Below are 22,968 nucleotides of genomic sequence, written 5' to 3'. Positions count from 1 at the left end.
GATGTCGAAACTCGGCACCCTCGGCGCCCGGTTGCACCATGGCGAAATCGGCTACGACTTCGTCAAGAACCGCAAGATCTGGTACGGCATCTCCATCCTGATCACCATCACGGCCATCGTCGGCCTGGCGGTGCGCGGCCTGCACATGGGCATCGAGTTCCAGGGCGGAGCGGTCTTCACCACCCCGAAGAACATGAGCGTCTCGGTCGCCCAGGCCGAGGAGTACGCGGAGGAGGCGTCGGGCCACGACGCCATCGTCCAGAAGCTGGGTGACGGCAGCCTGCGCATCCAGGTCGCGGGCATCGACACGGGCGCCTCGGACAAGATCAAGGACAAGCTGTCCGAGGACCTGAAGGTCGAGTCCGAGCAGATCAACGCCGAACTCGTCGGTCCGAGCTGGGGCGAGCAGATCGCCAACAAGGCCTGGCAGGGCCTGGGCATCTTCCTGGTCCTGGTGGTGATCTATCTGGCGATCGCCTTCGAATGGCGCATGGCGTTCGCCGCCTTCGTCGCCCTGATCCACGACATCACGATCACCGTCGGCATCTACGCCCTGGTGGGCTTCGAGGTCACACCGGGCACGGTGATCGGTCTGCTCACCATCCTCGGTTACTCGCTCTACGACACGGTCGTCGTCTTCGACAGCCTCAAGGAGCAGACCAAGGACATCACCAAGCAGACCCGCTGGACCTACAGCGAGATCGCCAACCGCTCGATCAACAGCACCCTGGTCCGCTCCATCAACACCACGGTGGTCGCGCTGCTGCCGGTGGCCGGCCTGCTGTTCATCGGTGGCGGTGTCCTGGGCGCCGGCATGCTGAACGACATCTCCCTGTCACTGTTCGTCGGCCTCGCCGCCGGTGCGTACTCCTCGATCTTCATCGCCACCCCGCTCGTCGCCGACCTCAAGGAGCGCGACCCGGCGATGAAGGCGCTGAAGAAGCGGGTGCTCGCCAAGCGGGCCCAGGGCAAGTCCGCCCCCGAGCCCGAGCCCGTCGGCAGCGGCGGCTACGCCGACGAGGCGCGGGACGCCGCTCCCGCGGTCGTCGGCCCCCGCAACCAGCCGGCGCCCCGCAACCGCGGCCGCGGCAGGCCCTCGGGGAAGCGCCGATGACCGAGATCCGGGACCTCCTGCTCAGCCGCATCCGTGATGTGGCCGACTACCCGCAGCCGGGGGTGATGTTCAAGGACATCACGCCCCTGCTGGCGGACCCGGCGGCCTTCACCGCGCTCACCGACGCGCTGGCCGGCATCGCCGGGCAGACCGGCGCCACCAAGGTCATCGGTCTGGAGGCGCGCGGCTTCATCCTCGGCGCCCCGGTCGCCGTCCGCGCGGGCCTCGGCTTCGTGCCCGTGCGCAAGGCGGGCAAGCTCCCCGGAGCCACCCTCAGCCAGGCCTACGAGCTGGAGTACGGCTCCGCCGAGATCGAGGTGCACGCGGAGGACCTCGGCGGCGACGACCGCGTCCTGATCGTCGACGACGTGCTGGCCACCGGCGGCACCGCCGAGGCGTCCGTCCAGCTCGTCCGCCGGGCCGGCGCCGAGGTCGCGGGCCTCGCGGTCCTGATGGAGCTCGGCTTCCTCGGCGGCCGGGAACGCCTGGAGCCCGCCCTCGCGGGCGCCCCGCTGGAGGCCCTGCTGCGCCTGTGAGGCTCAGCGGACCGGTACCACCACGGTGCCCCCGCCGCCCGCCCCGGAGACGGGGAGCGGCGGGGGCACCGTCGCGTCGGCCCGCGTTCCCGGTGAGGCGGCGGCTCACCGCGGGGAGCGGACCGGAGCGCACCGCACGGAGCGGGGACCGGGAGGAAGGGCGCACCGCACGGAGCGGACCGGGAGGAATCAGGCGCACGTCCCGGGCGTTTTTCCGGTTGACGGTCCTCACACCGGGCAACAGGCGATCGAACGGTCCTGGATCGCTACCATGGGATCTCCGGAGCCTGACCGGGGACCCGGATCGCGCACGAGGAGTCCTCTTGCCAGACGAGGCCCAGCACCTGACCGCCGCCAAGCCCGAGTCCGCCTCGGCGGCCGCGGGCAAGCCCGCGCCGGACACGCCCCAGGCGAAGAACGACACCCGCGGGCCGGTCCAGCGCGCCCAGGCAGCACCCGTCGACAAGCCCGAGCAGTCCCGGTCCAAGCCGGCCCCGCCGGAGCGCCTGGCCCCCACGACCCGCCCCAACACCGGCCAGCCCGCCCGTTCCGGCTCCTCCAACCGCGTCCGCGCCCGCCTCGCCCGGCTCGGTGTGCAGCGCGCCAACCCGTACAACCCGGTCCTGGAGCCGTTGCTGCGGATAGTGCGCAGCAACGACCCCAAGATCGAGAACTCCACGCTCCGCCAGATCGAGAAGGCCTACCAGGTCGCCGAACGCTGGCACCGCGGCCAGAAGCGCAAGAGCGGCGACCCGTACATCACCCACCCGCTCGCGGTGACCACGATCCTCGCCGAGCTCGGCATGGACCCGGCCACCCTCATGGCCGGACTGCTGCACGACACCGTCGAGGACACCGAGTACGGCCTGGATCAGCTGCGCCGCGACTTCGGCGACACCGTCGCCCTGCTCGTCGACGGCGTCACCAAGCTGGACAAGGTCAAGTTCGGCGAGGCCGCCCAGGCCGAGACCGTGCGCAAGATGGTCGTCGCCATGGCCAAGGACCCCCGGGTCCTGGTCATCAAGCTCGCCGACCGCCTGCACAACATGCGCACCATGCGCTATCTCAAGCGCGAGAAGCAGGAGAAGAAGGCGCGCGAGACCCTGGAGATCTACGCGCCGCTCGCCCACCGGCTGGGCATGAACACCATCAAGTGGGAGCTGGAGGACCTCGCCTTCGCGATCCTCTACCCCAAGATGTACGACGAGATCGTCCGCCTGGTGGCCGAGCGCGCCCCCAAGCGTGACGAGTACCTGGCCATCGTCACCGACGAGGTCCAGCAGGACCTGCGCGCCGCCCGCATCAAGGCGACCGTCACCGGCCGGCCCAAGCACTACTACAGCGTCTACCAGAAGATGATCGTCCGCGGCCGTGACTTCGCGGAGATCTACGACCTGGTGGGCATCCGCGTCCTCGTGGACACCGTCCGCGACTGCTACGCGGCCCTCGGCACCGTGCACGCGCGATGGAACCCGGTCCCCGGCCGGTTCAAGGACTACATCGCGATGCCGAAGTTCAACATGTACCAGTCGCTGCACACGACGGTCATCGGTCCCGGCGGCAAACCGGTCGAGCTGCAGATCCGCACCTTCGACATGCACCGCCGCGCCGAGTACGGCATCGCCGCGCACTGGAAGTACAAGCAGGAGGCCGTGGCCGGCGCCTCCAAGATCCGCACCGACGCGCCCAAGTCGTCCGGCAAGGACAAGGACGCCATCAACGACATGGCGTGGCTGCGGCAGCTGCTCGACTGGCAGAAGGAGACGGAGGACCCGGGCGAGTTCCTGGAGTCGCTGCGCTTCGACCTGTCCCGCAACGAGGTCTTCGTCTTCACGCCCAAGGGCGACGTGATCGCGCTCCCGGCCGGCGCCACCCCGGTGGACTTCGCATACGCGGTCCACACCGAGGTCGGGCACCGCACCATAGGGGCGCGGGTCAACGGCCGTCTGGTGCCGCTGGAGTCCACCCTGGACAACGGCGACCTGGTCGAGGTCTTCACCTCCAAGGCGCCCGGCGCCGGCCCCTCCCGGGACTGGCTGGGCTTCGTCAAGTCGCCGCGCGCCCGCAACAAGATCCGCGCCTGGTTCTCCAAGGAGCGCCGCGACGAGGCGATCGAGCAGGGCAAGGACGCCATCGTCCGCGCCATGCGCAAGCAGAACCTGCCGATCCAGCGGATCCTCACCGGGGACTCCCTGGTCACCCTCGCGCACGAGATGCGCTACTCGGACATCTCCGCGCTGTACGCGGCGATCGGCGAGGGCCATGTCTCCGCACAGAACATCGTGCAGAAGCTGGTCCAGGCCCTCGGCGGCGAGGAGGCGGCCAGCGAGGAGATCGACGAGGCGGTGCCCCCGGCCCGCTCCCGCAGCCGCAAGCGCCGCTCCAGCTCCGACCCCGGCGTGATCGTCAAGGGCGTCGAGGACGTCTGGGTCAAGCTCGCCCGCTGCTGCACCCCCGTGCCCGGCGACCCGATCATCGGCTTCGTCACCCGCGGCAGCGGCGTCTCGGTGCACCGCAGCGACTGTGTGAACGTCGACTCGCTGTCCAAGGAACCCGAGCGGATCCTCGAGGTCGAGTGGGCACCCACCCAGTCGTCGGTGTTCCTGGTCGCCATCCAGGTCGAGGCGCTGGACCGCTCCCGGCTGCTCTCGGACGTCACCCGGGTGCTGTCCGACCAGCACGTCAACATCCTCTCCGCGGCCGTCCAGACCTCCCGCGACCGCGTCGCCACCTCCCGCTTCACCTTCGAGATGGGCGACCCCAAGCACCTCGGCCACGTCCTCAAGGCCGTCCGCGGCGTCGAGGGCGTCTACGACGTCTACCGCGTCACCTCGGCCCGCAACCGGGGCTGACACCGGGCGCACGGGCGCCCAACGCGCCGGGAAGAGTCCAGGAGACGGCAAGAGGGGCTCCCGTACTGGTACGGAAGCCCTCTTGTGCTGGTGGTTCAGCCGCCGAACTCCTGCAGGCCCTTCAGGGCCTGGTCCAGGAGGGCCTGGCGGCCCTCCAGCTCGCGCTCCAGCTTCTCCGCCTTGGCGGTGTTGCCCTGGGCGCGGGCCTGCTCGATCTGGCCCTTGAGCTTGTCCACGGCCGCCTGCAGCTGGCCGGTCAGACCCTCGGCACGCGCCCGGGCCTCCGGGTTGGTGCGGCGCCACTCGGCCTCCTCGGCCTCCTGGATGGCCCGCTCCACCGCGTGCATCCGGCCCTCGACCTTCGGGCGGGCGTCCCGCGGCACATGGCCGATGGTCTCCCAGCGCTCGTTGATCGCACGGAACGCGGCCCGGGCCGCCTTCAGGTCCGTGATCGGCAGCAGCTTCTCGGCCTCCTCGGCCAGCTCCTCCTTCAGCTTGAGGTTCTCCGCCTGCTCCGCGTCACGCTCGGCGAACACCGCGCTGCGCGCCGCGAAGAAGATGTCCTGGGCGCCGCGGAAGCGGTTCCAGAGGTCTTCCTCGTGCTCGCGCTGGGCGCGTCCCGCGGCCTTCCACTCCGCCATCAGCTCCCGGTAGCGCGCCGCCGTCGGACCCCAGTCCGTCGAGTCCGACAGCGCCTCCGCCTCGGCGACCAGCCGCTCCTTGATGCGGCGGGCCTCCTCGCGCTGCGCGTCCAGCTGCGCGAAGTGCTGCTTGCGCCGCTTGGAGAACTGCGACCGGGCGTGCGAGAACCGGTGCCACAGCTCGTCGTCGGACTTGCGGTCCAGCCGCGGCAGGCTCTTCCAGGTGTCCACCAGCGCCCGCAGCCGCTCACCGGCCGCCCGCCACTGATCGGAGGTGGCCAGCTGCTCCGCCTCGCTGACCAGCTCCTCCTTGGCCCGCCGCGCCTCCTCGGCCTGCCGGGCCCGCTGCGCCTTGCGTTCCTCGCGGCGCTTCTCCACCAGCTCCACGAGCTTGTCCAGCCGGACCTTCAGGGCGTCCAGGTCACCCACCGCGTGATGGGCGTCCACCTGCTCGCGGATGTGCTCGATCGCGGCCAGGGCGTCCTTCGACGACAGGTCGGTGGTCTTCACTCGCTTCTCGAGGAGGCCGATCTCGACAACCAGGCCCTCGTACTTGCGCTCGAAGTAGGCCAGAGCCTCCTCGGGGGAGCCTGCCTGCCAGGAACCGACGACCTTCTCGCCGTCGGCCGTACGCACGTACACGGTCCCCGTCTCGTCGACGCGGCCCCACGGGTCGCTGCTCACAGCGCCTCCTCCACATGATGCCTGCGAGTCGCTTGTGCTCCCCCGGGCATCGTCCACAGTTTCGTCACGGCCAACATAGGCGACCGACGGGATGCCTGTCCGCATCCCGCGCGACCGAAATCTCGCAGATGGGGGTCAGGATTTCGTGACGCTGGCCTTGTCGATCACGACCGTCGCGTTGGGCGCCCCGTCGCCCATGCCCGTGCTCTCCCCGGCCTTGGCGATCTTCTTCAGCACCTTCATGCCCGCCTCCGAGACCGTACCGAACGGTGTGTAGTTGGGCGGCAGCTGGCTGTCCTTGTAGACCAGGAAGAACTGGCTGCCTCCACTGTTCTTCTGCCCGGTGTTCGCCATCGCGACCGTGCCGGCGGGGTAGATGTTGTTCTTGAGGCTCTTGTCCTTCAGATTCTCGTCCGGGATCGTGTAGCCGGGCCCGCCGGTGCCCATGCCCGTGGGGTCGCCGCACTGCAGCACATGGATGCCCTGAGTAGTGAGCCGGTGGCACTTGGTGTGGTCGAAGTAGCCCTGGCCGGCAAGGAACTCGAACGAGTTGACCGTGTGCGGCGCGGCCGACGCCTTCAGCGCCACGTCTATCTCGCCGCACGTGGTGTCCAGCTTCAGCGTGTATTTCGCAGACTTGTCGATCTCGAGCGCCGGCTCCTTCTTCCACGTCTTCGGCTTCGGCTTGCCCGGTGCCGGCTTGTCGCAGGGGTCCGGCGCCTTGCTGGTCGGGGTGGCGCCGGGGGTGATCTCCGCGCTCGCGTTGGTCTTCTCGTCGTCCTGCTTGAGCACCCCGGTCGTGTACAACGCCAGGCTGCCGATCAGGACGACACCGAGCACCGAAGCGATCACCGAGTTGCGGATGCGCGCCTTGCGCCGCGCTTCGATACGCCGCTGCTGCTGCCGCAAGAACTTCTCCCGGGCGAGCTGACGCCGCCGCTGTTCCTGGCTGACCACCGGGTTAACTCCTCATGCGTCTCGTGTGTCGACCGGTACGCGTGCGTGCGGTGAGCCGACCGTCTGCGTGTGCCCCGTACCGTATATGGGTTCGCTGAGGATTCGGCAGCGCCGGTAGGCTCTGACCACGGGCTCGGCCCGCCGTAAGCCTCTCGTACCGACTCGAACGAAGGACGATCGTGCTCATTGCCGGGTTCCCCGCCGGAGCATGGGGGACGAACTGTTATCTCGTCGCCCCCGCAGCCGGTGAGGAGTGCGTGATCATCGACCCCGGCCACCAGGCCGCGCCCGGAGTGGAGGAGGCGGTCCGCAAGCACCGGCTGAAGCCGGTCGCCGTCGTCCTCACGCACGGCCACATCGACCACGTCGCCTCGGTCGTCCCCGTCTGCGGCGCCCACGACGTCCCCGCGTGGATCCACCCCGAGGACCGGTACATGATGAGCGACCCCGAGAAGGCGCTGGGCCGCTCCATCGGGATGCCGCTGCTGGGCGAGCTGACCGTGGGGGAGCCGGACGACGTCAAGGAGCTGGCCGACGGCGTGAAGCTTCAGCTGGCGGGTCTGGAGTTCGGTGTCTCGCACGCACCGGGCCATACCAAGGGGTCGGTGACCTTCGGCCTGCCCGAGGCGGCGGACATCCCGCCGATCCTGTTCTCGGGCGACCTGCTGTTCGCCGGCTCCGTCGGACGCACCGACCTGCCCGGCGGTGACATGGCCGAGATGCTCGACTCGCTGGCCCGCGTGTGCCTGCCGCTCGACGACTCGACCGTGGTGCTGTCCGGCCACGGCCCCCAGACCACCATCGGCCAGGAGCGCGCCACCAACCCGTATCTGCGGCAGGTGGCCGCCGGCCTGGGAGCCCAGGAGGCTCCCCGACGAGGAATGTGACGAGACCTTCCGTGAGCACTTTCAAGGCCCCCAAGGGCACGTACGACCTGATCCCGCCGGACTCGGCCAAGTACCTCGCCGTCCGGGAGGCGTTCGCCGCCCCGCTGCGCAACTCCGGCTACGGCTACATCGAGACGCCCGGCTTCGAGAACGTGGAGCTGTTCGCCCGCGGCGTCGGCGAGTCCACCGACATCGTGACCAAGGAGATGTACGCCTTCGAGACCAAGGGCGGCGACAAGCTCGCCCTGCGCCCCGAGGGCACCGCCTCCGTGCTGCGCGCCGCCCTGGAGGCCAACCTGCACAAGGCGGGCAACCTCCCGGTCAAGCTCTGGTACTCCGGCTCGTACTACCGCTACGAGCGCCCGCAGAAGGGCCGCTACCGTCACTTCTCCCAGGTCGGCGCCGAGGCGATCGGCGCGGAGGACCCGGCGCTCGACGCCGAGCTGATCATCCTCGCCGACCAGGCGTACCGCTCGCTGGGCCTGCAGAACTTCCGGATCCTGCTCAACAGCCTCGGCGACAAGGAGTGCCGCCCGGTCTACCGCGCCGCGCTGCAGGACTTCCTGCGCGGGCTCGACCTGGACGAGGACACCCGCCGCCGCATCGACATCAACCCGCTGCGGGTGCTCGACGACAAGCGGGAGTCGGTGCAAAAGCAGCTCGCCGGGGTCCCGCTGCTGCGGGACTACCTGTGCGACGCCTGCAAGGCGTACCACGAGGAGGTCCGCGAGCTGATCACCACGGCGGGCGTGGCCTTCGAGGACGACCCCAAGCTGGTGCGCGGCCTCGACTACTACACCCGCACCACCTTCGAGTTCGTCCACGACGGCCTCGGCTCCCAGTCCGCGGTGGGCGGCGGCGGCCGCTACGACGGCCTGTCGGAGATGATCGGCGGCCCCGCGCTGCCGTCCGTCGGCTGGGCCCTCGGCGTCGACCGCACGGTCCTCGCCCTCGAGGCGGAGGGCATCGAGCTCGAACTGCCCGCCACCACCAGCGTGTTCGCCGTCCCGCTGGGCGAGGAGGCCCGCCGGGTGCTGTTCACCAAGGTCACCGAGCTGCGCAAGAACGGCATCGCGGCGGACTTCTCCTACGGCGGCAAGGGCCTGAAGGGCGCCATGAAGAACGCCAACCGCAGCGGCGCCCGCTACACGATCGTCGCCGGCGAGCGCGATCTCGCCGAGGGCGTGGTCCAGCTGAAGGACATGGAGTCCGGCGAGCAGGTCCCGGTCGGCGTCAACGAGATCGTGGCGGAGCTGGAGTCCCGGCTCGGCTGACGGACCGCTCCGCTCAGACGGTTCGAGGCGCCGGGGGGCCGATGGCCCCCGGCGCCTTCGAGCAGTCGTACAGCCGTACGGCACTGCGACGAACATCGGCCGAAACCGAACGCTCGCGAGTGAGTGCCGGTCATTCCTTATGTCCAGCGAACGGCGTCGCCACAGGCCCGTGCGGCACAATGGCCCCTGCCCGAAGCAAGGTCCACACTCGCTAGTGACGGAATCGGCGTGATGAGCAAGACGACAGTCAAGGACGTCGCCATGGAGCCCGAGCACTCGCCCGCGCGGCAGCGCACGGCCGGCGCGCGGCGCACCGAGGGCAGCAGCCGGGCCCTCGCCCTGCTGCTGGTGATCACCGGCGCGGCCGGAGTGCTCGCCGCCTGGGTCATCACGCTGGACAAGTTCAAGATCCTCGAGGCCAAGGTCAGAGGCGAGACCTTCACGCCGGGCTGCAGCCTCAACCCGGTCGTCTCCTGCGGCAGCGTGATGGAGAGCGACCAGGCCTCCGTCTTCGGCTTCCCCAACCCGGTGCTCGGCCTCGTCACCTACGGCATCGTGATCTGCGTCGGCATGAGCCTGCTCGCCGGGGCCCGCTTCCCGCGCTGGTACTGGCTCACCTTCAACGCCGGCACCCTCTTCGGCGTCGCCTTCTGCGCCTGGCTGATGTTCCAGTCCCTGTACCGGATCAACGCCCTGTGCCTGTGGTGCTGCCTGGCCTGGGTCGCCACGATCATCATGTTCTGGTACGTGACCTCCTTCAACGTGCGCAACGGCTTCCTGCCCGCGCCCTCCTGGCTGAAGAGCTTCTTCGGCGAGTTCACCTGGGTCATGCCGGTGCTGCACATCGGCGTCATCGGCATGCTGATCCTCACCCGCTGGTGGAGCTTCTGGACCGGCTGACGGCCCCGGCCCGGGTGTCGGCGCGGTGATTTAGGGTTCTTGTCGTGGAGCCCGACCTGTTCACCGCCGCAGCCGAAGAACGCCAGGAGAAGGATCCGACCGGCAGCCCCCTGGCGGTCCGGATGCGCCCGCGCACCCTCGACGAGGTGGTGGGCCAGCAGCATCTGCTCAAGCCCGGGTCCCCGCTGCGCAGACTGGTCGGCGAGAGCGCCTCCGGCCCCGCCGGGCCCTCCTCGGTGATCCTCTGGGGCCCGCCCGGCACGGGCAAGACGACCCTGGCCTACGTCGTCTCCAAGGCCACCAACGCGCGCTTCGTGGAACTGTCGGCGATCACCGCGGGCGTGAAGGAGGTCCGCGCGGTGATCGACGGCGCCCGCCGCGCCTCCGGCGGCTACGGCCAGGAGACCGTCCTCTTCCTCGACGAGATCCACCGCTTCAGCAAGGCCCAGCAGGACTCGCTGCTCCCGGCCGTGGAGAACCGCTGGGTGACCCTGATCGCCGCGACCACCGAGAACCCCTACTTCTCGGTCATCTCCCCGCTGCTCTCCCGCTCCCTGCTGCTCACCCTCGAACCTCTCACCGACGACGACATCCGCGGCCTGATCCGGCGGGCGCTCACCGACGAGCGGGGCCTCAAGGGCGCCGTCACGCTCGCCGAGGACACCGAGAACCACCTGCTGCGCATCGCCGGCGGCGACGCCCGCCGCGCGCTGACCGCGCTGGAGGCGGCCGCCGGGGCCGCCCTCGACAAGGGCGAGAGCGAGGTCTCGCTGACCACGCTGGAAGAGACCGTCGACCGGGCGGCCGTGAAGTACGACCGGGACGGCGACCAGCACTACGACGTGGCCAGCGCCCTGATCAAGTCCATCCGCGGCTCCGACGTGGACGCCGCGCTGCACTATCTGGCCCGCATGATCGAGGCCGGCGAGGACCCCCGCTTCATCGCCCGGCGCCTGATGATCTCCGCCAGTGAGGACATCGGCCTCGCCGACCCCAACGCCCTGCCCATCGCGGTCGCCGCAGCCCAGGCCGTCGCCATGATCGGCTTCCCGGAGGCCGCCCTCACCCTCAGCCACGCCACCATCGCCCTGGCCCTCGCCCCCAAGTCCAACGCGGCGACCACGGCGATCGGCGCCGCCCTGGAGGACGTGCGCAAGGGCCTGGCCGGGCCGGTGCCGGCCCACCTGCGGGACAGCCACTACCGCGGCGCGGCCAAGCTCGGCCACGGCAAGGGGTACGTCTACCCGCACGACCTGCCCGAGGGCATCGCCGAGCAGCAGTACGCCCCGGACGCCCTCAAGGACCGGGAGTACTACCAGCCCACCCGGCACGGCGCCGAGGCCCGCTACGCGGACGCCGTGCAGTGGACCAGGAAGCACCTGGGGCGCAAGCGGTCCTGAGGACCCTGTAAACTTTGCCGGAGTGCTGCGTCCTGTGCTGTCAGAGCGGGACAGTCAGCCGGAGCCCGATCCCGGCGGGATCGGTTCCAGGAGCGTCGCGCACCGGCGAACGGTGTCGCGGGCAGCCCACCACCACCCGGAGCTCCGGGAACGGTCGGTGGGCCACTCGCGTGCTGCACGTATGTGCCCAGACCAGGGGAGCGGCTGCCCGGCAGGTCCCTCGCGGACCCGCAGGGATTCCCCGGCTGCGGATGCGACCTCCCAGCAGACCTGACAAGCCGACACTAGGAAATGAGTAACAGTGGCGAACCAGTCCCGCCCCAAGGTCAAGAAGTCGCGTGCCCTCGGCATCGCGCTGACCCCGAAGGCCGTCAAGTACTTCGAGGCCCGTCCGTACCCGCCCGGTGAGCATGGCCGTGGGCGCAAGCAGAACTCGGACTACAAGGTCCGTCTGCTGGAGAAGCAGCGTCTGCGCGCGCAGTACGACATCTCCGAGCGCCAGCTGGTCCGCGCCTACGAGCGTGCCGCCAAGGTGCAGGGCAAGACCGGTGAGGCCCTGATCGTGGAGCTGGAGAAGCGCCTCGACGCGCTGGTCCTGCGCTCGGGCATCGCCCGCACGATCTACCAGGCCCGCCAGATGGTCACGCACGGCCACATCCAGGTCAACGGCAAGAAGGTCGACAAGCCCTCCTTCCGTGTCCGCCCGGACGACGTCGTGCAGGTCCGTGACCGCTCCAAGGACAAGACGCTCTTCCAGATCGCCCGCGAGGGTGGCTTCGCCCCGGAGGGCGAGACCCCGCGCTACCTCCAGGTGAACCTCAAGGCCCTGGCGTTCCGCCTGGACCGCGAGCCGAACCGCAAGGAGATCCCGGTGGTCTGCGACGAGCAGCTCGTCGTCGAGTACTACGCCCGCTGACCCCAGCAGGCAACCGGCACCTCAGCCCGCCGCCTCCCCGCCCTCCCGGGCGGGGGAGCGGCGGGTCTTCCCTTTCCGGGCCACCCGGCCCGGAAAGGGCCACCCGGGCCGGGCCCGGGTGGCGCCCGGCTTCCGGGCCAGGGCGCGTGCCGCCCGGGTCCCGGTCCCGGGCCCGGCGCGGGATGCCCCAGTTCTGGGCCCGGACCCGGCGCCGGACCGCCTCATCCCACCGCCCGACACCACCACGCGGCCCGCCCCCCCCAAGGCGCCGAGCGCGCCCGCGACACCTCCGACCCCGGTCCGGCCTCCCGCCCCACCGCACCATCCGTTCGCAGACCTACGGCGCCTTGTTCCCCGCGGTGAGCGCCCAACTGCCCCGGCGCCCCCGCCGCAGCGGCTCGGCAGCCAGATCCGGGAAGGCGTCCACCGGATGCTCGGAACTGTGCGGTACCGGCATCGCCTGACGTCCCACCAGAGGAACCAGCAGGCCCTCCTCGGCGTCCAGGTTGAGCGGTCCGCCGCGCGGGGGCGTGGAGCGTAGTCATGCCTGTGCGGTCCGTACAATCGGTGCTCGCAGCTCCGCCGGCGCCGGAGGCTAATCCGGTACGGAGTCGCATCACCGGCGCGATAGGCTCGGTGACACGACTTTCTCGATGTTCAGGCACGTTTCAGGGAGCGGGTGCACACAGTGTCCGGTGGAGAGGTGGCCGGGATCCTGGTGGCCGTCTTCTGGGCGATCCTGGTCTCCTTCCTCGCGGTGGCTCTCGCGAGGCTGGCCCAGACGCTCAGGGCGACCACCAAGCTCGTGGCGGACGTGACCGACCAGGCCGTCCCGCTGCTGGCCGACGCCTCCGCGGCGGTGCGCTCCGCGCAGACCCAGATCGAACGGGTCGACGCGATCGCCTCCGACGTGCAGGAGGTCACCTCCAACGCCTCCGCGCTGTCCACCACCGTCGCCTCCACCTTCGGCGGCCCTCTGGTCAAGGTCGCCGCCTTCGGCTACGGCGTACGCCGGGCCCTGAGCGGCCGCAAGGACGAGGCGCCCGCCCGGGTGCCGGGACGCACCGTGATCGTGGGCCGTACCGTCCCGGGCGCGCGCCGCGACCGGCGCAGCCGCGGGACCTCCCGGGGAAAGAGAGACTGACCCAGCGATGTTCCGCCGTACGTTCTGGTTCACCACCGGCGTCGCAGCCGGCGTGTGGGCCACCACCAAGGTCAACCGCAAGCTCAAGCAGCTGACGCCCGAGCACCTCGCCGTCGCCGCGGCGAACAAGGCGCTCGAGGCCGGTGGCCGGCTGAAGGACCGCGCGGTGGACTTCGCGCTCGAGGTCCGCGACAACATGGCCCGCCGCGAGGCCGAACTCGGCGACGCGCTCGGGCTCAACGCCCCCGTCGACCGCGAACTGCCCGCCCCCCGGCACTACGCCGTCATCGAGAACCGCAGCAGACCCCCGTACGCCGAGGGCCTGACGTACAAGACGTACCCGTACAACCGGAATGAGGACCACTGATGGAGTCGGCCGAGATCCGCCGCCGCTGGCTGAGCTTCTTCGAGGAGCGCGGGCACACCGTCGTCCCGTCGGCGTCGCTCATCGCGGACGACCCGACTCTGCTGCTCGTCCCGGCCGGCATGGTGCCCTTCAAGCCCTACTTCCTGGGCGAGGTCAAGCCGCCCTTCCCGCGCGCCACCAGCGTCCAGAAGTGCGTGCGCACGCCGGACATCGAAGAGGTCGGCAAGACCACCCGGCACGGCACGTTCTTCCAGATGTGCGGCAACTTCTCCTTCGGCGACTACTTCAAGGAAGGCGCCATCAAGCTCGCCTGGGAGCTGCTCACCACGCCCCAGGACAAGGGTGGTTACGGCCTCGAGCCCGACCGTCTGTGGATCACCGTGTACGAGGACGACGACGAGGCCGAGCAGATCTGGCGCGACGTCATCGGCGTGCCGGCCGAGCGGATCCAGCGCCTGGGCAAGAAGGACAACTTCTGGGACATGGGCGTCCCCGGCCCGTGCGGCCCCTGCTCCGAGATCAACTACGACCGCGGCCCCGAGTTCGGCCCCGAGGGCGGCCCCGCCGTCAACGACGAGCGGTACGTGGAGATCTGGAACCTCGTCTTCATGCAGTACGTGCGGGGCGAGGGTCCCGGCAAGGACTACCCGATCCTCGGCGAACTGCCCAGCAAGAACATCGACACCGGCCTCGGCCTCGAGCGGCTCGCCATGATTCTGCAGGGCGTGCGGAACATGTACGAGATCGACACCTCGATGGCCGTGATCGAGAAGGCCACCGAGCTGACCGGCGTCCGCTACGGCGACTCCGAGGACTCGGACGTGTCCCTGCGCGTGGTCACCGACCACATGCGCACCGCCACCATGCTCATCGGCGACGGTGTCACCCCGGGCAACGAGGGCCGCGGCTATGTGCTGCGCCGCATCATGCGCCGCGCCATCCGCAACATGCGCCTGCTCGGCGCCACCGGCCCGGTCGTCAAGGACCTGATCGACGTCGTCATCGGCATGATGGGCCAGCAGTACCCGGAGCTGATCACCGACCGCGAGCGCATCGAGAAGGTCGCCCTCGCCGAGGAGAACGCCTTCCTCAAGACCCTCAAGGCCGGCACCAACATCCTCGACACCGCCGTCGCCGAGACCAAGGCCGCCGGCTCCACCGTGCTGCCCGGCGACAAGGCCTTCCTGCTCCACGACACCTGGGGCTTCCCGATCGACCTCACCCTGGAGATGGCCGCCGAACAGGGCCTGTCCGTGGACGAGGAGGGCTTCCGCCGCCTGATGAAGGAGCAGCGGGAGCGCGCGAAGGCCGACGCCCAGGCCAAGAAGACCGGCCACGCCGACCTCGGCGCCTACCGCGAGATCGCCGACCGGGCCGGCGCCACCGACTTCATCGGTTACACCGACACCGAGGGCGAGTCCACGATCGTGGGCATCCTCGTCGACGGTGTCTCCTCCCCGGCCGCCACCGAGGGCGACGAGGTCGAGGTCGTCCTGGACCGCACCCCGTTCTACGCCGAGGGCGGCGGCCAGATCGGCGACACCGGCCGGATCAAGACCGACGCCGGTGCCGTCATCGAGGTCCGCGACTGCCAGCAGCCGGTCCCCGGCGTCTACGTCCACAAGGGCGTCGTGCAGGTCGGCGAGGTCACCGTCGGCGCCAAGGCCCACGCCGCCATCGACGCCCCCCGCCGCAAGGCAATCGCCCGCGCCCACTCGGCCACCCACCTCACCCACCAGGCCCTGCGCGACGCCCTCGGCCCGACGGCCGCCCAGGCCGGTTCGGAGAACCAGCCCGGCCGCTTCCGCTTCGACTTCGGCTCGCCGTCCGCCGTGCCGCAGACGGTGATGCTCGACGTCGAGCAGAAGATCAACGAGGTGCTCGCCCGCGACCTCGACGTCCACGCCGAGATCATGGGCATCGACGAGGCCAAGAAGCAGGGCGCCATCGCCGAGTTCGGCGAGAAGTACGGCGACCGGGTGCGCGTGGTGACCATCGGCGACTTCTCCAAGGAGCTGTGCGGCGGCACCCACGTCCACAACACCGCCCAGCTGGGCCTGGTGAAGCTGCTGGGCGAGTCCTCCATCGGCTCCGGTGTGCGCCGCATCGAGGCTCTCGTCGGCGTGGACGCCTACAGCTTCCTCGCCCGCGAGCACACGGTCGTCAACCAGCTCACGGAACTGCTCAAGGGCCGCCCGGAGGAGCTGCCCGAGAAGGTCTCCGCGATGCTCGGCCGGCTGAAGGACGCCGAGAAGGAGATCGAGAAGTTCCGCGCCGAGAAGGTGCTGCAGGCCGCCGCCGGTCTCGCCGAGTCCGCCAAGGACATCCACGGCGTCGCCGTGGTCACCGGCCAGGTGCCGGACGGCACCACCGCCGACGATCTGCGCAAGCTGGTCCTCGACGTGCGCGGCCGCATCCGGGGCGGACGGGCCGCCGTGGTCGCCCTGTTCACCGTGAACAACGGCAAGCCGCTCACGGTGATCGCTACCAACGAGGCCGCCCGCGAGCGCGGACTGAAGGCCGGTGAACTGGTGCGCACCGCCGCCAAGACCCTCGGCGGCGGCGGTGGCGGCAAGCCGGACGTCGCCCAGGGCGGCGGCCAGAACCCGGCCGCCGTCGGCGAGGCCGTCCAGGCCGTCGAGCGCCTGGTCGCGGAGACGGCCAAGTAATGCGCAGGGGACGCCGTCTCGCCGTCGACGTCGGGGACGCCCGCATCGGGGTCGCCTCCTGTGACCCCGACGGGATCCTCGCCACACCGGTCGAGACCGTCCCCGGCCGGGACGTCCCGGCCGCGCACCGGCGCCTGCGGCAACTCGTCGAGGAGTACGAGCCCATCGAGGTCGTGGTCGGTCTCCCTCGCTCCCTCAAGGGGGGCGAGGGCCCGGCCGCCGCCAAGGTGCGCGCCTTCGCCCAGGAGCTGGCCAAGGGCATCGCCCCCGTCCCGGTACGGCTCGTCGACGAACGTATGACCACCGTCACAGCGAGCCAGGGACTGCGTGCCTCGGGCGTGAAGTCCAAGAAGGGCAGATCGGTCATCGACCAGGCAGCGGCCGTGATCATCCTGCAGCAGGCCCTCGAATCCGAACGGGTGTCAGGCAATGCACCCGGCGAGGGCGTCGAAGTGGTCATCTGATCGCGATACGGTAACGTTCCGCGCGATGCGGCGGTGTTCGAACAGCCGCCGCACAGAGAGAGGCGGAACACAAGCCGCGGTCTTCAGGTGGCCCGGCGGTCACCGCCTCGCGGCTCTAGGGGATCGATGACTGAGTATGGCCGGGGCCAAGGCTCCGAACCGTGGCATCCGGACGACCCGTTGTACGGGGACGGCGGATGGGGAGGGCAGCAGGCCGATCAGGGCCCGCAGGCTCCCTACGCCGGCCAGCCGCAGCAGCATTACCCGCAGCAGTCGCACACGCACCAGCAGTACGGGGACTGGGGCACTGCCGAGCAGAACGGATACGGCGGACAGCAGTATCCGCAGTACGACCAGCAGTACGCCCCACAGCACCAGCAGCACCAGCAGCAGTACGACACCGGCGGCTGGCACACCGGCACCCACCCGCAGGACCCCTACGCCGCCGCGCCGCAGGACCCCTACGGGCAGGGCGGCGGCTACCCGGGGCAGCAGTCCGACTACGGGCAGCAGTCCGACTACTACGGCAGCCCGGAGGCCTACCCTCCGCCCGAGCCGCCCAGCCGCAGGCGCGCCGCCCCCGAACCCGAGCCCGAGCCGCCGACCGACTGGGACCCCGGACCCGACCAGGGCGAACACGCCTTCTTCGCGGGCGGCGGTGACGACGAGGACGACGACTACGACCAGCCGGGCGACCGCCGCCGCCGGGGCGGCAAGGAGAAGAAGCGCCGCAGCGGCTGCGCCTGCCTGGTGGTGGCCCTGGTCTTGGGCGGCGGTCTGGCCGGTGCGGGCTATTACGGCTGGCAGTTCTACCAGGATCGTTTCGGCAGCGCCCCGGACTTCGCCGGCGACGGCAACGGGCAGAAGGTGACCGTCACCATCCCCAAGGGCGCCACCGGCGCGGTCATCGGCCAGCAGCTGAAGAAGGCCGGCGTGGTCAAGAGCGTCGACGCCTTCGTGGCGGCGCAGGCGGGCAATCCCCAGGGCAAGTCCATCCAGGACGGCGTCTACACGCTGGAGAAGCAGATGTCGGCCGCGAGCGCGGTCGAGCTGATGCTCAGCCCGGAGAGCCGCAACAACCTGATCATCCGCGAGGGACTGCGCAACGCGCAGGTCTACGAACTCATCGACAAACGCCTCGAACTCAAGGCGGGCACCACCGCGAAGATCGCCAAGGAGAAGGCGGACCAGCTCGGCCTCCCCGGCTGGGCGAAGGGCCACAAGAACGTCAAGGACCCGCTGGAAGGGTTCCTCTTCCCGTCCAGCTACGGCGTCTCCAAGGGGCAGAAGCCCGAGGACGTCCTCAAGAACATGGTCGAGCAGGCCAACAAGGTCTACGAGAAGCTCGGCGTCGAGGCGAAGGCCAAGGGACTCGGTCTCAAGGACCCCTGGCAGCTCGTCACCGTCGCCAGCCTCGTCCAGGCCGAGGGCACCAGCCACAGCGACTTCCGCAAGATGGCCGAGGTCATCTACAACCGGCTCGAGCCCGGCAACACCGAGACCAACGGCATGCTGGAGTTCGACTCCACGTACAACTACATCAAGAACCAGAGCAAGATCGACCTCTCGCTCTCCGAACTGCGCAACTACGACAACCCGTACAACACGTACTACTACAAGGGCCTGCCGCCCGGCCCCATCGGCAACCCCGGTGAGGATGCGGTCAAGGGCGCGCTCAACCCGACCGACGACGGGTGGTACTACTTCATCTCGCTCGATGGGAAGACCAGCGAGTTCACCAAGACCAACGCCGAGCACCAGAAGCTGGTCGACAAGTTCAACGCCTCGAGGAAGAACGGATGACCTCACCGCGCCGGGCTGCCGTACTCGGCTCCCCGATCGCACACTCCCTCTCCCCGGTGCTGCACCGCACCGCGTACGCCGAGCTGGGGCTCGAGGGGTGGACGTACGACCGCTTCGAGGTCGACGAGAAGGCACTGCCCGGATTCTTCGAGACGCTGGGGCCCGAGTGGGCGGGCCTGTCGCTGACCATGCCGCTGAAGCGGGCGGTGATCCCGCTGCTGGACTCGATCAGCGACACCGCCGCCTCGGTCGACGCCGTGAACACCGTCGTCTTCACCGCCGACGGCCGGCGGACCGGGGACAACACCGATATTCCTGGCATGGTGGCCGCCTTGCGCGAGCACGGCATCGACACGGTGGACCGCGCCGCCGTCCTCGGTGCCGGCGCCACCGCCTCCTCCGCCCTCGCCGCCCTCGCCCGGATCTGCACCGGCGAGGTCACCGTCTACGTGCGCAGCGAGGCGCGCGCCGCCGAGATGCGCCGGTGGGCCGAGCGGCTCCAGGTCGAGGTGCGCATCGCCGACTGGGCCGACGCCGAACAGGCCCTGCACGCCCCGCTGGTGATCACCACCACCCCGGCCGGGGTCACCGACCCGCTCGCCCGCGCCGTCCCGGAACGCCCGGCCGCCCTCTTCGACGTGCTCTACGACCCCTGGCCGACCGTCCTCGCCGCCCGCTGGTCGGCGTACGGCGGGGCGGTGATCAGCGGGCTCGACCTGCTGGTGCACCAGGCCGTCCTCCAGGTCGAGCAGATGACGGGACGCTCCCCGGCGCCGCTGGAGGCGATGCGAAAAGCCGGCGAGCGGGCGCTGGCGAACCGCTAAGATCCACTCGCCGTACCGCAGGGGGCGGAACGGGGGAGGGGAGCGACGTCCATGTCCACCGGGTCCACCGGCATCGAACTGGCCAGTTGGAAGACCCAGATCGTCGAGTCACTGCTGGGCTTCCTGCCCGACTGGGTGCAGATCACGGTGTACGCCCTGCTGGCGCTCGCCGTCCTCGTCTACTGGGGCCTGAAGATCAAGCGCAAGATCGCCCAGCGGCGCGCCGCCCGCGCCGCCCGCTCCGGACAGCCGGTCCCCGCCGCCGCTCAGCCCGGCCAGGGCCGGGGCGCCGATCACCTCGGCCCGTACGCCCCGCAGAACGCGCAGCCCGCGCCGCCCGCGCCCGTCCAGCGGCAGAGCGGGGCGGACTTCCTCGGCGCCTACGCTCCGCGGCGGCACCCGCAGGACGGCTGACGCGCGGGCGTCCGTCTGATGGACCGACGACCGGGCACCCGGCCCGGACGTGGGAGGATCGGAGGTGGCGGGCCGGGGCAGCGCGCACCCCGTTCACGCCACAGCCGCACGCGAGGACGCGCGTGCGCAGGGCAGTACACCGGGCGCGAGCACTGAGGAGCACCGTTGAGCAGGTTGCGCTGGCTGACCGCGGGAGAGTCCCACGGTCCCGCACTCGTCGCGACGCTGGAGGGTCTTCCCGCCGGCGTGCCGATCACCACGGACATGGTGGCGGACCATCTCGCGAGGCGGCGGCTGGGCTACGGTCGCGGTGCCCGGATGAAGTTCGAGCGCGACGAGGTGACCTTCCTCGGCGGCGTCCGGCACGGGCTGACCCTCGGCTCCCCGGTCGCGATCATGGTCGGCAACACCGAGTGGCCCAAGTGGGAGCAGGTCATGGCGGCCGACCCGGTGGACCCGGAGGTGCTGGCCGGCCTCGCGCGCAACGCGCCGCTGACCCGCCCCCGGCCCGGCCACGCCGATCTGGCGGGCATGCAGAAGTACGGCTTCGACGAGGCCCGTCCGGTGCTGGAGCGCGCCTCCGCCCGTGAGACGGCGGCCCGGGTCGCGCTGGGCGCGGTCGCCCGCTCGTACCTGAAGGAGACGACCGGCATCGAGATCGTCTCCCATGTGGTCGAGCTGTGCTCGGTCAAGGCACCGCAGGGCGTCTACCCCACCCCGGCCGACGTCGAGAAGCTCGACGCCGACCCGCTGCGCTGCCTGGACGCGGACACCTCGAAGGCGATGGTCGCCGAGGTCGACCAGGCGCACAAGGACGGCGACACGCTCGGCGGCGTGGTCGAGGTGCTGGCCTACGGCGTCCCCGTGGGCCTCGGCTCGCACGTCCACTGGGACCGCAAGCTGGACGCCCGGCTTGCCGGGGCGCTCATGGGCATCCAGGCCATCAAGGGCGTCGAGATCGGCGACGGCTTCGAACTCGCCCGCGTCCCCGGCTCCAAGGCGCACGACGAGATCGTCAGCACGCCCGAGGGCATCCGGCGGGTCTCCGGCCGCTCCGGCGGCACCGAGGGCGGGCTGTCCACCGGCGAGCTGCTGCGCGTCCGCGCGGCGATGAAGCCGATCGCCACCGTCCCGCGCGCCCTGAGGACGGTGGACGTCACCACCGGCGAGCCGGCGCAGGCGCACCACCAGCGCTCCGACGTCTCCGCCGTCCCCGCGGCCGGCATCGTGGCCGAGGCCATGGTGGCGCTGGTCCTCGCGGACGCGGTCGCGGAGAAGTTCGGCGGCGACAGCGTCACCGAGACCCGCCGCAACGTGCGCTCCTACCTCGACAACCTGGCCATCCGATGAGCGCACCGCTGATCGTGCTGGTCGGCCCGATGGGCGTGGGCAAGTCCACCGTCGGGCGCATCCTCGCCGAGCGGCTGGGCACCGGCTTCCGGGACACCGACGACGACGTGGTCGCCGCCGAGGGCCGCTCCATCTCCGACATCTTCGTCGACGACGGCGAGCCCGCCTTCCGCGCCCTGGAGAAGCAGGCGGTGCGCACCGCCGTCGCCGAGCACGAGGGCGTCCTCGCGCTCGGCGGCGGCGCCGTCCTGGACGCCGGTACCCGCGCGCTCCTCGCCCCGCTGCGGGTCGTCTACCTCTCCATGGACGTCGAGGAGGCGGTCAAGCGCACCGGCCTCAACGCCGCCCGCCCCCTGCTCGCGGTCAACCCGCGCAAGCAGTGGCGCGAACTGATGGAGGCCAGGCGGCACCTGTACGAGGAGGTCGCCACGGCCGTCGTCCCCACCGACGGCCGCACCCCCGACGAGGTCGCCCAAGCCGTCCTGGACGCACTGCAGTTGCCCGCACCCACCGGGGGAGCGACCCCCGGGCCCCGGCAGGAGGAAGCCATGCCAGCCCCCGTCACCCGGATCCACGTCGGCGGCACGGCGGGCACCGAACCCTATGACGTCCTGGTCGGCCGTCAACTCCTCGGCGAGCTGGCCGGACTGATCGGCACCAAGGCCAAGCGGGTCGCCGTCATCCACCCCGAGGCGCTCGCCGAGACCGGCGAGGCGCTCCGCGCCGACCTGGCCGAACAGGGCTACGAGACCATCGCCGTCCAGGTGCCCAACGCCGAGGAGGCCAAGACCGCCGAGGTCGCCGCCTACTGCTGGAAGGCGCTCGGCCAGTCCGGCTTCACCCGCACCGACGTCATCGTCGGCGTCGGCGGCGGCGCCACCACCGATCTCGCCGGCTTCGTCGCGGCGACCTGGCTGCGCGGCGTCCGCTGGATCGCCGTCCCCACCACGGTCCTCGCCATGGTGGACGCGGCCGTCGGCGGCAAGACGGGCATCAACACCGCCGAGGGCAAGAACCTCGTCGGCGCCTTCCACCCGCCCGCCGGCGTCCTGTGCGACCTCGCCGCCCTCGACTCCCTCTCGGTCAACGACTACGTCTCCGGGCTCGCCGAGGTCATCAAGGCCGGCTTCATCGCCGACCCGGTGATCCTCGACCTCATCGAGTCCGACCCGCAGGCCGCGCGCACCCCCGCCGGCCCGCACACCGCCGAGCTCATCGAACGCTCGATCCGGGTGAAGGCCGAGGTGGTCTCCTCCGACCTGAAGGAGTCCGGCCTGCGCGAGATCCTCAACTACGGCCACACCCTGGGCCACGCCATCGAGAAGAACGAGCGCTACAAGTGGCGCCACGGCGCCGCCGTGTCCGTCGGCATGCACTTCGCCGCCGAACTCGGCCGCCTGGCCGGCCGCCTGGACGACGCCACGGCCGACCGCCACCGCACGATCCTCGAAGCGGTGGGCCTGCCGCTGCACTACCGCTACGACCAGTGGCCCAAGCTGCTGGAGACGATGAAGGTCGACAAGAAGTCCCGCGGGGACCTGCTGCGCTTCATCGTCCTGGACGGCCTCGCCAAGCCCACGGTGCTGGAGGGTCCCGACCCGGCCGTCCTGCTCGCCGCATACGGCGAGGTCGGCGAGTAATCGACCCCGATCAGCCCGGCATGACGGGCACTCAGGGCCGCCCTCGCCCGTTCACACCGTGACGACCGGGGGCGGTACCGTTCGGTACGCAGCGGGGTCACCCCCTGCTGTCAGCGCCCCAACGCCTGTACG

The 22,968-nt window shown here is 70.7% G+C and carries 19 protein-coding genes; 17 read left to right on the top strand and 2 right to left on the bottom strand.

What is annotated here, in order from left to right:
- Position 1 precedes the first annotated feature (1 nt).
- The 3 genes from secF to relA all read left to right on the top strand — a co-directional run bounded on the left by secF (position 2) and on the right by relA (position 4,502).
- Complete coding sequence (gene secF, locus ABD198_RS17320) at positions 2 to 1,114, top strand: protein translocase subunit SecF (RefSeq protein WP_344002205.1); 1,113 nt, start codon at positions 2 to 4, stop codon at positions 1,112 to 1,114.
- Complete coding sequence (locus ABD198_RS17315) at positions 1,111 to 1,650, top strand: adenine phosphoribosyltransferase (RefSeq protein WP_344002202.1); 540 nt, start codon at positions 1,111 to 1,113, stop codon at positions 1,648 to 1,650. The genes secF and ABD198_RS17315 overlap by 4 nt, the downstream gene beginning before the upstream one ends.
- 323 nt (positions 1,651 to 1,973) lie before the next feature.
- Positions 1,974 to 4,502, top strand: coding sequence for a GTP pyrophosphokinase (gene relA, locus ABD198_RS17310; protein WP_344002199.1), 2,529 nt, complete (start codon positions 1,974 to 1,976; stop codon positions 4,500 to 4,502).
- A gap of 95 nt (positions 4,503 to 4,597) precedes the next feature.
- Here relA and ABD198_RS17305 read toward each other — a convergent pair whose 3' ends face one another.
- Complete coding sequence (locus ABD198_RS17305) at positions 4,598 to 5,827, bottom strand: DUF349 domain-containing protein (protein ID WP_344002196.1); 1,230 nt, start codon at positions 5,825 to 5,827, stop codon at positions 4,598 to 4,600.
- 135 nt (positions 5,828 to 5,962) lie between these two features.
- On the bottom strand, positions 5,963 to 6,784 hold the full coding sequence (locus ABD198_RS17300; protein ID WP_344002193.1) for a peptidylprolyl isomerase: 822 nt from the start codon (positions 6,782 to 6,784) through the stop codon (positions 5,963 to 5,965).
- Positions 6,785 to 6,963: 179 nt separating this feature from the next.
- Here ABD198_RS17300 and ABD198_RS17295 point away from each other — a divergent pair, with 179 nt between their 5' ends.
- The 14 genes from ABD198_RS17295 to aroB all read left to right on the top strand — a co-directional run bounded on the left by ABD198_RS17295 (position 6,964) and on the right by aroB (position 22,836).
- Positions 6,964 to 7,671: an MBL fold metallo-hydrolase gene (locus ABD198_RS17295; RefSeq protein ID WP_344002190.1), complete on the top strand. Its 708-nt coding sequence runs from the start codon at positions 6,964 to 6,966 to the stop codon at positions 7,669 to 7,671.
- 11 nt (positions 7,672 to 7,682) lie between these two features.
- Complete coding sequence (gene hisS / locus ABD198_RS17290) at positions 7,683 to 8,945, top strand: histidine--tRNA ligase (RefSeq protein WP_344002187.1); 1,263 nt, start codon at positions 7,683 to 7,685, stop codon at positions 8,943 to 8,945.
- 231 nt (positions 8,946 to 9,176) lie between these two features.
- Positions 9,177 to 9,845 carry a vitamin K epoxide reductase family protein gene (locus tag ABD198_RS17285; protein WP_344002184.1) on the top strand — a complete coding sequence of 223 codons (669 nt, stop codon included), beginning with the start codon at positions 9,177 to 9,179 and terminating at the stop codon, positions 9,843 to 9,845.
- Positions 9,846 to 9,889: 44 nt separating this feature from the next.
- Positions 9,890 to 11,245 (top strand): replication-associated recombination protein A, encoded by a 1,356-nt coding sequence (locus ABD198_RS17280; RefSeq protein WP_344002181.1) that lies wholly within the window; start codon positions 9,890 to 9,892, stop codon positions 11,243 to 11,245.
- Between the two features lie 301 nt (positions 11,246 to 11,546).
- Complete coding sequence (rpsD, locus tag ABD198_RS17275) at positions 11,547 to 12,161, top strand: 30S ribosomal protein S4 (protein WP_344002178.1); 615 nt, start codon at positions 11,547 to 11,549, stop codon at positions 12,159 to 12,161.
- Positions 12,162 to 12,840: 679 nt separating this feature from the next.
- Entirely contained in the window at positions 12,841 to 13,305 is a 465-nt protein-coding gene (locus ABD198_RS17270) for a DUF948 domain-containing protein (protein ID WP_344002175.1), read from the top strand.
- Positions 13,306 to 13,312: 7 nt separating this feature from the next.
- Positions 13,313 to 13,672 carry a hypothetical protein gene (locus tag ABD198_RS17265; RefSeq protein WP_344002173.1) on the top strand — a complete coding sequence of 120 codons (360 nt, stop codon included), beginning with the start codon at positions 13,313 to 13,315 and terminating at the stop codon, positions 13,670 to 13,672.
- Positions 13,672 to 16,341: an alanine--tRNA ligase gene (alaS, locus tag ABD198_RS17260; RefSeq protein WP_344002170.1), complete on the top strand. Its 2,670-nt coding sequence runs from the start codon at positions 13,672 to 13,674 to the stop codon at positions 16,339 to 16,341. The genes ABD198_RS17265 and alaS overlap by 1 nt, the downstream gene beginning before the upstream one ends.
- On the top strand, positions 16,341 to 16,805 hold the full coding sequence (gene ruvX, locus ABD198_RS17255) for a Holliday junction resolvase RuvX (protein ID WP_344002167.1): 465 nt from the start codon (positions 16,341 to 16,343) through the stop codon (positions 16,803 to 16,805). The genes alaS and ruvX overlap by 1 nt, the downstream gene beginning before the upstream one ends.
- A 126-nt stretch (positions 16,806 to 16,931) precedes the next feature.
- Entirely contained in the window at positions 16,932 to 18,608 is a 1,677-nt protein-coding gene (gene mltG, locus ABD198_RS17250) for an endolytic transglycosylase MltG (RefSeq protein ID WP_344002164.1), read from the top strand.
- Positions 18,605 to 19,432 carry a shikimate dehydrogenase gene (locus ABD198_RS17245; RefSeq protein WP_344002161.1) on the top strand — a complete coding sequence of 276 codons (828 nt, stop codon included), beginning with the start codon at positions 18,605 to 18,607 and terminating at the stop codon, positions 19,430 to 19,432. Before mltG ends, ABD198_RS17245 begins: the two co-directional genes overlap by 4 nt.
- Positions 19,433 to 19,483: 51 nt before the next feature.
- On the top strand, positions 19,484 to 19,846 hold the full coding sequence (locus ABD198_RS17240) for a hypothetical protein (protein WP_344002158.1): 363 nt from the start codon (positions 19,484 to 19,486) through the stop codon (positions 19,844 to 19,846).
- A gap of 165 nt (positions 19,847 to 20,011) precedes the next feature.
- Positions 20,012 to 21,196: a chorismate synthase gene (gene aroC, locus ABD198_RS17235; protein WP_344002155.1), complete on the top strand. Its 1,185-nt coding sequence runs from the start codon at positions 20,012 to 20,014 to the stop codon at positions 21,194 to 21,196.
- Positions 21,193 to 22,836: a 3-dehydroquinate synthase gene (aroB, locus tag ABD198_RS17230; RefSeq protein WP_344002152.1), complete on the top strand. Its 1,644-nt coding sequence runs from the start codon at positions 21,193 to 21,195 to the stop codon at positions 22,834 to 22,836. The genes aroC and aroB overlap by 4 nt, the downstream gene beginning before the upstream one ends.
- Positions 22,837 to 22,968 lie beyond the last annotated feature (132 nt).

The sequence above is a fragment of the Streptomyces thermocarboxydovorans genome, from assembly GCF_039524635.1.
Taxonomy (GTDB): domain Bacteria; phylum Actinomycetota; class Actinomycetes; order Streptomycetales; family Streptomycetaceae; genus Streptomyces; species Streptomyces thermocarboxydovorans.
The sequence above is the reverse complement of the archived record's forward strand: the minus strand, read 5'-3'. Positions and strand labels throughout refer to the sequence as shown.

Bases quoted from the DNA above. Each gene is read 5' to 3' on its own strand.
- ABD198_RS17315 (WP_344002202.1), top strand. From the start codon at position 1,111: ATGACCGAGATCCGGGACCTCCTGCTCAGCCGCATCCGTGATGTGGCC.
- ABD198_RS17240 (WP_344002158.1), top strand. From the start codon at position 19,484: ATGTCCACCGGGTCCACCGGCATCGAACTGGCCAGTTGGAAGACCCAG.
- alaS (WP_344002170.1), top strand. From the start codon at position 13,672: ATGGAGTCGGCCGAGATCCGCCGCCGCTGGCTGAGCTTCTTCGAGGAG.
- secF (WP_344002205.1), top strand. From the start codon at position 2: ATGTCGAAACTCGGCACCCTCGGCGCCCGGTTGCACCATGGCGAAATC.
- ruvX (WP_344002167.1), top strand. From the start codon at position 16,341: ATGCGCAGGGGACGCCGTCTCGCCGTCGACGTCGGGGACGCCCGCATC.
- ABD198_RS17265 (WP_344002173.1), top strand. From the start codon at position 13,313: ATGTTCCGCCGTACGTTCTGGTTCACCACCGGCGTCGCAGCCGGCGTG.
- aroB (WP_344002152.1), top strand. From the start codon at position 21,193: ATGAGCGCACCGCTGATCGTGCTGGTCGGCCCGATGGGCGTGGGCAAG.
- ABD198_RS17245 (WP_344002161.1), top strand. From the start codon at position 18,605: ATGACCTCACCGCGCCGGGCTGCCGTACTCGGCTCCCCGATCGCACAC.
- ABD198_RS17285 (WP_344002184.1), top strand. From the start codon at position 9,177: ATGAGCAAGACGACAGTCAAGGACGTCGCCATGGAGCCCGAGCACTCG.
- mltG (WP_344002164.1), top strand. From the start codon at position 16,932: ATGACTGAGTATGGCCGGGGCCAAGGCTCCGAACCGTGGCATCCGGAC.